The sequence below is a fragment of the Sphingomonas sp. genome, from assembly GCF_031380695.1.
Lineage (GTDB): Bacteria > Pseudomonadota > Alphaproteobacteria > Sphingomonadales > Sphingomonadaceae > Sphingomicrobium.
Genome location: NZ_JANMWY010000047.1, coordinates 1 through 2,255 on the forward strand (window position 1 = coordinate 1; position 2,255 = coordinate 2,255).

Here is a 2,255-nt window from a genome sequence, read left to right on the forward strand (position 1 = left end):
TCGCGGGGACGGTGGCGGTGGCGCAGCGGCTTGGACGCAAGCCGCGGATGCTGGTCGCGAAAATGGGGCAGGACGGGCATGACCGGGGGGCGAACCTGGTCTCCTCGGCGTTCGGCGACCTGGGGTTCGAAATTGTCCCCGGCCCGCTGTTCCAGACCCCGCGCGAGGCGGCCGAGATGGCGGTCGCCAAGGCGGTCGACGTGGTCGGCGCTTCATCCCTGGCGGCGGGGCACAAGACGCTGATCCCCGAGCTGATCGACGCGCTGCGCGATCTGGGGGCGGCCGACATCAAGGTCATCGCCGGCGGGGTCATCCCGGCGCAGGACTATGCCATGCTGCGCGCGGCGGGGGTGCAGGCGATCTTCGGGCCGGGGACCAATCTGGCCGATGCGGCGGACGAAGTGCTGCGGTTGCTCGGGCACAACAAGCCGCCGGTGGACGAGACGGTGGATTGAACTCGGTCTCTACCAAATGTATAGCTGATGGTAGAAGGGAGTTTGCCATGGGCGCGCAGATGAACATCAAGAGCGAAGAGGCTTACGCCTTGGCCTCCGAAATTGCCCGGCGCGATGGGGTCAGTCTGACCCAGGTCGTTGTGGATGCTCTACGCGCTTGGGAGCGAAACCGCGACAGCGATGCCATTTACGCGCGAGCCTTGGAGATATGCCGCGATACCGCGCCGCGGCTTCCGGCGACGCTCCTGTCCATTGCGCATGGTGATTTGCTTTACGACGAGAACGGGCTTCCCGCTTGATCGTGGACACATCGGTCATCGTTGCCATGCTGCAGCTGGAGCCGGACGCGACAGAGCTGCTCCGTCTCCTCAGTCGAAGCAGCGATACGCGCATTTCGGCGGGGACGTTCCTGGAATGCGGCATCGTCATCGACAGCGCCAAGGATCCCCAGGCAAGCGCCAACCTCGACGCGCTGATCGGCAATTTTCGAATCAGGATCGAACCCGTGACCGAAACCCAAGCCCGCCTCGCCCGCCAGGCTTATCGCGATTTCGGGAAGGGGAGCGGGCATTCGGCGCAGCTCAATTTCGGCGACTGCTTCGCCTATGCGCTTGCGATCGAACGCGGCGAGCCCCTGCTGTTCAAGGGCAATGATTTCACGCAGACTGGGATCGCGCGGGCGTGACGGCGGGGGTGCAGGCGATCTTCGGGCCGGGGACCAACCTCGCCGATGCGGCGGACGAGGTGCTGCGGCTGCTTGGGCCCAACAAGCCGCCGGTGGATGGTCTCACGGAAGGGGGGACGTAAATTGCTAGACATTTTAAAGAGACAAAAATTTGAAAAAGCCGTTCTGCAAACAATCGAGCAGCGGCTTTTGCAGATTCATGGACAAGAGATTGGTGGGGAATGTCTAGGATTCTTTTCAACCGCTATTCTGCGTGCTCAGGAGATTGGCGACATCCCTGATAGTTTAGTGGATCGCTTTCGAAAATCGGGATTTACCGTTGATGACGCAGCCACCGCTTTTTATGACGCCTCTATCACTGCCATCAAAAATTTAGCCAAGAATCTCGACCAACACCCCGACGTTGAGTTGGTAGTGAAAAACATGGAAGTAGCGCTCGATCAGATGTTCCTCGCAAACCCGGGGATGGTCGTTCCTAGAAACGGTTCCGCCGGCCCGATGATGAGCGACTTCACAAAGGACGCGGAACTAAGATGACCCATGTTCTCTAAAATCTTGATCGCCAATCGCGGGGAAATTGCCTGCCGCGTGATCCGCACCGCCAAGACGATGGGGATCGCGACTGTTGCGGTCTATTCCGATGCGGATGCTCGGGCGCCGCATGTGCTCATGGCGGACGAGAGTGCGCGAATTGGGCCGGCTCCGGCGGCGGAATCCTATTTGAGGGCCGAACTGATCATCGAGGCGTGCCGCGCGACGGGGGCCGAGGCAGTGCATCCGGGCTATGGCTTTCTGTCCGAGCGCGCGAGCTTCGCCACGGCGCTGGCCGAGGCGGGCATCGCGTTCATCGGGCCGCCGGCCAATGCCATCGCGGCGATGGGCGACAAGATCGAGTCGAAGAAGCTCGCCAAGGCGGCCGGGGTCAACGTCGTGCCGGGCTATCTCGGCGAGATCGCCGACACCGACGAGGCGGTCAGGATCGCGGGGGAGATCGGCTATCCGGTGATGATGAAGGCCTCGGCCGGGGGCGGCGGCAAGGGCATGCGGCTGGCGTGGAACGAGACCGATGTCCGCGACGGGTTCGAGGCGACCAAGCGCGAGGGGCTGGCGAGCTT

At 62.6% G+C, this 2,255-nt stretch carries 6 protein-coding genes; all 6 read left to right on the forward strand.

Annotated elements, in window-relative coordinates; genetic code table 11:
* On the forward strand, positions 1–455 hold a 455-nt coding region (locus tag RMN84_RS01905), incomplete at its 5' end, for a cobalamin-dependent protein (RefSeq protein WP_309610518.1).
* 47 nt (positions 456–502) lie between these two features.
* Entirely contained in the window at positions 503–754 is a 252-nt protein-coding gene (locus RMN84_RS01910) for a type II toxin-antitoxin system VapB family antitoxin (protein ID WP_309610519.1), read from the forward strand.
* 2 nt (positions 755–756) lie between these two features.
* Entirely contained in the window at positions 757–1,140 is a 384-nt protein-coding gene (locus RMN84_RS01915; protein ID WP_309610523.1) for a type II toxin-antitoxin system VapC family toxin, read from the forward strand.
* Complete coding sequence (locus RMN84_RS01920) at positions 1,137–1,262, forward strand: hypothetical protein (RefSeq protein WP_309610520.1); 126 nt, start codon at positions 1,137–1,139, stop codon at positions 1,260–1,262. Before RMN84_RS01915 ends, RMN84_RS01920 begins: the two co-directional genes overlap by 4 nt.
* A 1-nt stretch (position 1,263) precedes the next feature.
* The gene (locus RMN84_RS01925; RefSeq protein ID WP_309610521.1) at positions 1,264–1,677 is read left to right on the forward strand and encodes a hypothetical protein; all 414 of its coding nucleotides are present in this window, start codon (positions 1,264–1,266) and stop codon (positions 1,675–1,677) included.
* Positions 1,678–1,680: 3 nt separating this feature from the next.
* Positions 1,681–2,255: biotin carboxylase N-terminal domain-containing protein (locus tag RMN84_RS01930; protein WP_309610522.1), on the forward strand; the 575-nt coding region annotated here is incomplete at its 3' end.

What these genes read in the sequence shown, in the direction of transcription:
- RMN84_RS01910 (WP_309610519.1), top strand. Translation starts at nt 503, where the DNA reads ATGGGCGCGCAGATGAACATCAAGAGCGAAGAGGCTTACGCCTTGGCC.